The sequence below is a fragment of the Acidimicrobiia bacterium genome, assembly GCA_029210695.1.
GTDB lineage: Bacteria > Actinomycetota > Acidimicrobiia > Spongiisociales > JAHEDJ01 > JAHEDJ01.
Genome location: JARGFH010000097.1, coordinates 1 through 7513, shown reverse-complemented (window position 1 = coordinate 7513; position 7513 = coordinate 1). Strand labels below are relative to the sequence as shown.

General features: G+C 62.8%; 7 protein-coding genes and 1 tRNA gene. 4 read left to right on the top strand and 4 right to left on the bottom strand.

Features of this window, described 5'->3' with window-relative positions; translation table 11 throughout:
* Positions 1-48: 48 nt before the first annotated feature.
* Complete coding sequence (locus tag P1T08_17720) at positions 49-243, bottom strand: hypothetical protein (protein MDF1597921.1); 195 nt, start codon at positions 241-243, stop codon at positions 49-51.
* A gap of 376 nt (positions 244-619) precedes the next feature.
* Positions 620-1891: a hypothetical protein gene (locus P1T08_17715; GenBank protein ID MDF1597920.1), complete on the bottom strand. Its 1272-nt coding sequence runs from the start codon at positions 1889-1891 to the stop codon at positions 620-622.
* Between the two features lie 218 nt (positions 1892-2109).
* On the opposite strand from P1T08_17715, the gene P1T08_17710 reads away from it, so the two are divergent.
* Complete coding sequence (locus P1T08_17710) at positions 2110-2811, top strand: transposase (GenBank protein MDF1597919.1); 702 nt, start codon at positions 2110-2112, stop codon at positions 2809-2811.
* Positions 2812-3148: 337 nt separating this feature from the next.
* Here P1T08_17710 and P1T08_17705 read toward each other — a convergent pair whose 3' ends face one another.
* A complete protein-coding gene (locus P1T08_17705; protein MDF1597918.1) occupies positions 3149-3562 on the bottom strand; it encodes a CHRD domain-containing protein in 414 nt (137 codons plus the stop codon).
* A gap of 184 nt (positions 3563-3746) precedes the next feature.
* Here P1T08_17705 and P1T08_17700 point away from each other — a divergent pair, with 184 nt between their 5' ends.
* Positions 3747-4439 carry a hypothetical protein gene (locus P1T08_17700; GenBank protein ID MDF1597917.1) on the top strand — a complete coding sequence of 231 codons (693 nt, stop codon included), beginning with the start codon at positions 3747-3749 and terminating at the stop codon, positions 4437-4439.
* 38 nt (positions 4440-4477) lie between these two features.
* Here the strand turns inward: P1T08_17700 and P1T08_17695 are convergent.
* A tRNA-OTHER gene (locus P1T08_17695) sits at positions 4478-4577 on the bottom strand.
* 553 nt (positions 4578-5130) lie between these two features.
* On the opposite strand from P1T08_17695, the gene P1T08_17690 reads away from it, so the two are divergent.
* Both P1T08_17690 and P1T08_17685 read left to right on the top strand, forming a co-directional pair.
* Complete coding sequence (locus P1T08_17690) at positions 5131-6093, top strand: ABC transporter ATP-binding protein (GenBank protein MDF1597916.1); 963 nt, start codon at positions 5131-5133, stop codon at positions 6091-6093.
* On the top strand, positions 6086-6871 hold the full coding sequence (locus tag P1T08_17685) for a hypothetical protein (GenBank protein MDF1597915.1): 786 nt from the start codon (positions 6086-6088) through the stop codon (positions 6869-6871). Before P1T08_17690 ends, P1T08_17685 begins: the two co-directional genes overlap by 8 nt.
* The last annotated feature ends 642 nt before the right edge of the window (positions 6872-7513 follow it).

Sequence of the window (7513 nt, the reverse complement as noted above, 5' to 3'; positions counted from 1 at the left end):
ACAACCCGCCCCGGACCCGACCATGAATTGGGTTAGGAACCCGGCGACCTATATCAAAGAGTCAGATACACCTCGGGAACCGAAGCTCAACAACCAGGCCAACAGCGCCTCATAGCCCGCCTGGGTGGTGTCGAACTCAGCGACGCCTAACAAGCCCCCGATCCGATCCAACGCGGCGGCGACGTGAACATCGAGGTGGGTATCCACCCCACCGGTGATCAAACCCGCAGATACCATGGTCATGGCCATCCCTTTCTCTCGACCTATGGGCAAAGGGTTGGCACGCACCACCGGGACGGCGGACACCGACACGGCTCGAGCTGTTACCGCAGCCCGACCGGCGTCGCACCGCCCGACCGGTGAGTGCCGGCGTCCCCCAGAGAGTCCGGCCGACTCGTCATTCACAAGACAACCAACCTGGCGTCAGCCGGTTCGTGGGTCAGACCGGACCCCAAGGAGACCACCCAACCGTAACCAACCACCAACAACGGCGGTGGCTCGACCAGGCCCCCACATCATCACCCTGCCGGTTCTCAAGGGTGACCCAACCTCATCCACAGGTCCCCGATTTCGCCTCGCAACATCCGCCGATCCGGATAGCTGCGAGTCGGCTTTTCGCTCAGGGGAGGATGGCGTCGAGGAGGCGCTCGGCCGATACCTCACCGAACACGGTGATAACGAACACGATGGTGGGAACGATCAATCCCGCCACGGCACGCAGGAGGGTGCGGGTGGTGGAGGTAGTCGCAGGGGCATCGCGGATCCTGTCGTGGAGGAAGAGCAGATCCCGGAGCTGCTCCGACTCTTGTGTTGAAAGGTCGGTGTACCGTGACTTGAAGGGCTTGATAAGCTGTCGCAGCTCCTCTAGTTGCTGCTGGCGGGTCCGCTCGACGATCTTGCGGACGCTGGCCCGGTCCCCAAAGGCTGCGCCAATCGTGGTGAGGTAGCCGATCACGATGAACCCCACCGCCAGCGGTACCACTACCGGTGAATCCCAGGACACCAGGACCAACATGAGCACCAAATAGACGGTGATCCACCACGCCAGCGCTCTCACGTTCCACATCTGCATCGCCGTCCGGACTTCGGGCGAGTCGGCCGGGCTCGGCCAAAAGAGATCGTGGTGGTACCTGGCCTGGCGGGCCGCGAACGCCCACTCGAAGAAGTCCCCGAAGACCATCAGCGCCCCGAATTCGTAGAGCAGCAGGGCCAGCAGGACGACGCTGCCGGCGGGAAGCTCGTCCATCCCCGTTGGAGCAAACAGCCAGCCGGCCCCCAGCATGAGGGTCGCCACCGCCACACCGCAAGCCACCATCACCGACGGCCGGGACCAGCGCCGCATCGCGGCAGCCAGATCCTCGAGGTCGGATTCCCGCACGATCGTGGGAAGCAGCGGTGTCATGTTCTCCCCCAACTGCCTGATCCACGGCCGCGGCTCGACATCGACGGGCGGCGACGCCAGCAGTTTCATAGCGTCGAACAACCCGGAGAACACGACGATCGCCGTCCAACGGCCCCAAGGAATGTCGGTCCACTGCCCGACCAGCGCGGTGACCAGCAGCGCCAGACCCAGCCTGATGCCAACCCCCAGTGAACCGGCTAACGCCAAGGCTCCCGAACTCTGCGGAGCCAGCCCGAGCCGGCGCCGAATCGAACCCACCAGAGGGGAGAAGAGCGACCGAGCGGTAGAGCCGAACAGCCAGCGGACCTCCTCCACACGGGCGTCGAAGGCTGTGCTGCGGCCGATCGGCTCGTCGGGCCGAACCTCGGACGCGAGTGGGGACGGGCCGGGCTCCGGGGTCGTGCCCGCCTCCGCGGCGGCGCTCCCCACCACCTCCGACAGGGAGTCGGTCAGCCGCGCCCCTCCCGGGGCCTGCGGTGTCGTTGCCACGAGTCACCTCGGCGCCACCTGCGGCAGCGCGTCTCGCCATAGCTCCGCTACAACAGAACTAACCCAATCCATACAATCCGACCAGAGGAAAAAGACCCAACTCCCACCGCCCGATAACCCGGCTGGCGGCCATCTAGGCCCAGGCGGCCCGGGTCCGGGTACTCGATTCGACCCGCTCGCAGAAGAACGACTCCGACGACACCCGCTCGGTGGCGATCGTGGCGCTTCGTCAGTCGGGGCTGCGGGCGGTGACTACCGAGGATCATGTGACGGTGCTGCGGATGTTGGCCAACCGTCACACCCAGCTCTTCAGCCTCAAGACCCAGGCTGCCTGCCGGCTTCACGCTGTGCTGGCGGCCCTGATCCCCGGTGGTCTGGGCACTGAGATGACCCCAAACAGAGCCGCCGGGCTGCTGCAGCGGGTCCGGCCGGTATCGATGATCGAGACCGAACGCAAACGTATCGCCCACCAGCTGTTGGGGGAGGTGCGGAGACTCAACAAAGAACGAGATGCCTCCAAGACCCGCCTGGCCGTGCCCGTGGAGGCGTCGGGCACCACCCTGGTCAACATCTACGGTGTCGGACCCGTCGTCGCCGCCTTGTTGATCGGCCACACCGGTAACGTCTCTCGGTTCCCGATAAGCCATCACTACGCCGCCTACAACGGCACCGCCCCCATCGAAGCATCATCAGGATCACGGAAACGGCATCGGCTCAACCCCCGAGGCAACCGGATGCTCAACCATGCCATCCACACCATTGCCATCTGCCAGCTGCATCACCCCAATACCGAGGGCCGCATCTTCTACGAACGCAAACTCGAAGAAGGTAGAACACCCAAAGAAGCGATCCGGGCGTTGAAACGGCGCCTCTCCGACGTCGTCTACCGCCACCTCCAAGCCGACCAACAGACAAGCTAGGACCCGGGGGCAAACAGGAACGTCCCTGACGCTTGCGCGGCCGGCTTTCCATCCTGATCACCGGCTCTTCAGCGCAGCCACCCCGGGCCACCCCCCAGCCTACGCCCAACTACCGATCGCCGGTCGAGCCGGAATCCCAAACGCGCCCAAACACCCCCTTGACAACCAAACAGGCATCGGTCGGCGTGATTTCAGGTTCGGCTCGTTCCTGTTCATACCGGTTGATCGGCGATGGTGCAATGATCGTCCGCTGTGAGCCTCGCCGCCAATACCTGACTCCACCGCGGCGGCGAGCACCGGTTTCCGGAACTGGTGCTCGCCGCGGAAGTGGGTAGGGCTACTTCTCCAACTGGCCGCGCAAAGCGCCGCCCGGGAAGTCCGCGTTGTGCACATTCACGTAGTAGTCGGACGGGTTCTGGCGGATGTCCTTGATCAGATCCTTGTCAACGCCGTCGACGCATCCGCTCGAAGTATTGAGAGGGACTACGACAGGCCCGTTTACTCCGGCCTCGCCAACATGGATGTGTGCCGCGAATGGCGCGGCGATGCCTGCGAAGGTGATGTCCCAGCAGACTTCACCGAGGCCCTGGTTCAGCGTCACGCTGGCGGAGCCACTCCCGTCCGGGTCGCCCGATACGGGTACCTCAGCCGCTCCCGTAAGCGTTGCGTCGAGTGGGCGGCCGCTGGCCGCAGCCGGGAGCGCCAGTGCAGCCACGACCAGCACGATCACAACCACGAGTACTTTCCTCATCGGATCTCCTCCTCCATCCTTGCCGATACGGTCGGTAACAGTACGTTACAGATCCGCTTTTGGTTCAGCCGTTGTCGTCACTTCACCCCTCCGTCTACCGAGGGGTGACCATCATCCCCGGCGGGGAGCAGTGTGGAAGACCCGCCCGAGAACCGATGGCCAGGTTCCTCCGTATGTCTCGGAGATGGCGGGCGAGAAAAGTCTGAAACGCCGGCTCGACCGGCTCATCAACCCGACAGCGTGGCGCAGCGGACAGATGCCTGCATGGATACTTCTCCCGCAGCTCTTCCTAGCGATTGGCTGGCTGCGGGCGGGCACCGCGAACGCGATCACCGATGGATGGTGGAGCGGTGAGGCGCTGCGTCTATTCCTCGAAGTAGATACTTCCCACGCGGTCACGATCTACCAGCCCTTCCTCACCCAAGTGGTTGAGCCGTTCGCTGGCGTGGTCGCGCCGATGGTGTGCATCGCCGAACTGGTCATTGCCGCATTGCTCGCCCTGAACCGGCGCGTCGTCGGCGCCTTGGCAGTCGCCACATTCCTCAACGTGCACTTCATGCTCGCGGGCGTAGTGAATCCGTCTGCGTTCTACCTGGTGATCGCCATGGTCATTGTGCTGTGGCGCCTGGAGGACGGAACCTCGGAGACCGCTCGCCGGGCGGCGCCGCGCCGGGCTGGGTTCGCCGCGCTTGTGACCACCCTCGGTCTCGCTCCATTCGTGACCACGATTCATCCGGCCCAGGTCATCGAGGACCCCGCCATCGTTCTGATCTTCCTGAGCATGGCTTTCGCAGTTGCCACCTGGCGGGCTCGAAGTCTCGCGGCCCAGTCGCGGCCCAACCGCTCGTCACGGGGCATCGAATTCGGCGGGAGATGACAACGACATCCCGGCTCACGCAGGGGTTTCGGTAGCACGCCCGGAGGGACTCGAACCCCCAACCTTCTGATCCGTAGATCTCCAAGCCGTGTCCACAGGCGTCCACAGCCGTCCACACCAGTCCAGAACGACAGGCTTTCGATTCCACCGGCGTCCACAGCCGTCCGTCGGAATCCACCGCGAATGGCTCCCAACTTGGCTCCCAAGAAAGGCCGACGAGCTCATGGCCCGCAGGCGCGGCGGGGGTCGGCTGCGCTTCGAGAGATCACCCCTCGGTGCTCACCTGGATGGGAACATCCTCCCGGAGAACCAGCATGACTGGAGCCGGTGGTGACCAGCGTCGGGAGTCCAATCGAAACGAGGATCCGCGCCACCCGACACCCCCGGGGTTGAGTATCACGAAGGTTCGAGACGTGGAGTTGGGCGAAACAGGCTCGGCCGTCGGCGATCTGTCCGGGATGGAGGACAACGCGACAGTCGGAAACAGGCCGGAGCGTTCGTCATCCGAAGATGAGCCCCACCGGTTGCCCCGTTTCCGGAGCCGCCGATTACGGCGAATCGCCTACCGGCGAGGGAGGTGACCACGACGCAACCGTGAAAGGCTCCCGAGAAGTGGACTGGAAACCGGGGGTCTCGGTAGTTAGGGTTGCTCTTCTTTGAGCAGGCTTTGTTGTGCGGGGGAGGTTTCTCGGTGAATGCTGCCGATCTGGCTGTGGAAACAACGGCTCTCTCGAAGTCCTACGACGGTGTACATGCAGTTGACTCGATTGACCTGAAAGTCCCTCATCATTCTGTCTTTGGGTTTCTCGGTCCGAATGGCGCAGGCAAGACAACGACGATGAAGATGTTGCTCGGTCTCATCCGACCTTCAGCAGGGTCCGGAACCGTTTTTGGCCTGGATATCGTGGCTGACAGCTCGGAGGTTCGACGCCGAATCGGCTACCTGCCACAGGAGCCACGTTTCTACCCGCACATGACCGCACGAGAGACGCTTCGTTTCGCTGCCGGGTTCTTCTTCTCAGGGCCGGGCGATCGGATTGAAGCCCGAATTGATGAGATGTTGGAGTTGGTGGGGATTGCGGAGAAGGCTGACCGTCCGATCAAAACCCTTTCGGGTGGCGAGACGCAGAGGCTGGGAATCGCTCAGGCCAAGATTCACGAGCCTGATCTGCTGATCCTCGACGAACCGGCCGCGGCTCTAGACCCGTTGGGGCGGCGTGACGTGTTGGCCATCTTGGAGCAATTCCGGGCCACATCGACTGTCTTCTACTCCACGCACATCCTCGACGATGTTCAGCGGGTGAGCGACATGGTCTGCATCTTGAACAAGGGTCAGATCATCAGCCAGGGGCAGATTGGTGAGGTGCTTTCGGTCGGTACCGACTCGGTGTTCACTGTCGAGATCGAAGGCGATGTCGAACGGGCAAGGACTGCTCTTCTTGGCCAGTCTTGGGTGGATCGGGTTGTGGTAGACGACGACGGACCGCCGGCCCGGTTGCGAGTCACGGCGAATGACGCGAACGCGGCGGAGACGAGATTGCAGCGGGTCTTGCTGGAAGATGAGACCCTCATTGTCAAGAAGTTCGCTAGACATTCGGCAAATCTCGAAGAAGTCTTCGTCGAACTTGTCGCGGAAGGACCGACGGATGACTAAAGCCGGGATTGCCGCTCTCGAGCCTCGTCTCGAAAGCGGGTGGCGTGGGGGCCTCTCGAATCTGATGAGCGCCGGGTTTAGCTCCTGGTGGGGAACCAAAGAGTGGTGGATACAAGCTCTCCTGTGGACCGTTGTAATCAATGGGTCCTTGGCCGCGTTCGTCTGGGGCGACGCGCCGGACGAGCTTGACGTGTTTACGCTCTATAGCGTCATGTCGATGTTCGCCGCAATCGCTGTGGCCATTGTCATGCAGGAAGCCATCGTTGGGGAGAAACGCAGCGGGACAGCCGCATGGGTGCTCTCGAAACCGGCGTCAAGACAAGCATTCATGCTTTCTAAGCTCGTCCCCAACGCTGTCGGCGTGATCGCCACCATGATTGCCATCCCTTCTGTCCTGCTGCTCCTCCAGCTCACGCTGGCAGGCATCGAAGTTTCGACACCTCGGTTCGCATTGGGAGCGTCGGTCGCTGCGCTGAACCTGATGTTTTTCCTGACACTCACCTTGATGCTCGGCACCCTGTTCGATTCAGCCGGACCGGTCATCGCCATTCCGTTGGCCTTCGCATTCGGACAACAACTGATCGTTGGAATCCCCGGTCTGGGTTCGGTCCTCCCCTGGGCGCTCGTCGTAGCGACCAACGAGTCAGACACATCCGTTGCCAGTGCCCTAATCACAGGCCAACCAGTATCCGCGCCGGGTGCCATTGTTTTCACCGTTGTAGCGTGTGGGATCTTCACCTTCGTTGCTTTCTGGAAGTGGAATCGAACCGAACTCTGACGCATCTGACTTTCTTAACGATTGGGTCAGTGGCGTCAAATACCCATGACTGCACTTCGGCTCTCGTTAGGTTTGCGGCTCCTCAGGGTCGGACCTGCATGTGAAAGCCACACCTAGGCCAGATGTCTAGGCCCCCTCTTCCCGGTTGGCGTGGCTTCAGTCGCACCCAGCCGCGGCCTGGCGCCCGATGGCGAGGCATGGCAATCGGCGGAAGATCGCCGAGAGGGACTCGAACCTCCAACCTTCCGATCCGTAGATCCCCCGCGCCGACGAAGGAACGATCCAACGGCCATGGCGTCGACGTCCGCGTCGAGCACGAACCCGCATCTACGCAACCGATGCCAGCTGCGCCCTGGCCGCCTCGATGTCCTCTTCCGTCAGGCTCGGGAACGCCTCCACGATCTCTCGAGCGTCGATGTGGCGTCTGGTCATGGTTGCGTCCCCAGTTGATCGCAAGGTCGCACTTCTGCGATGCAACTGGGGACGCACTCAACAGCTGGGATTGTTCCTGCTCACTGTTCAGACGACGTCGCGACGGGTGACGGCGACGAGGCCGATGGCAGCATGTCGCCCGCCAGCGGGATGGGACCACCTTGAGATGAGTTTCGCCAGGGGGATGGGACCACCTGCTCGCCAGTGATG

What these genes read in the sequence shown, in the direction of transcription:
- P1T08_17705 (MDF1597918.1), bottom strand. Translation starts at nt 3,562, where the DNA reads ATGAGGAAAGTACTCGTGGTTGTGATCGTGCTGGTCGTGGCTGCACTG.
- P1T08_17685 (MDF1597915.1), top strand. Translation starts at nt 6,086, where the DNA reads ATGACTAAAGCCGGGATTGCCGCTCTCGAGCCTCGTCTCGAAAGCGGG.
- P1T08_17700 (MDF1597917.1), top strand. Translation starts at nt 3,747, where the DNA reads ATGGCGGGCGAGAAAAGTCTGAAACGCCGGCTCGACCGGCTCATCAAC.
- P1T08_17720 (MDF1597921.1), bottom strand. Translation starts at nt 243, where the DNA reads ATGACCATGGTATCTGCGGGTTTGATCACCGGTGGGGTGGATACCCAC.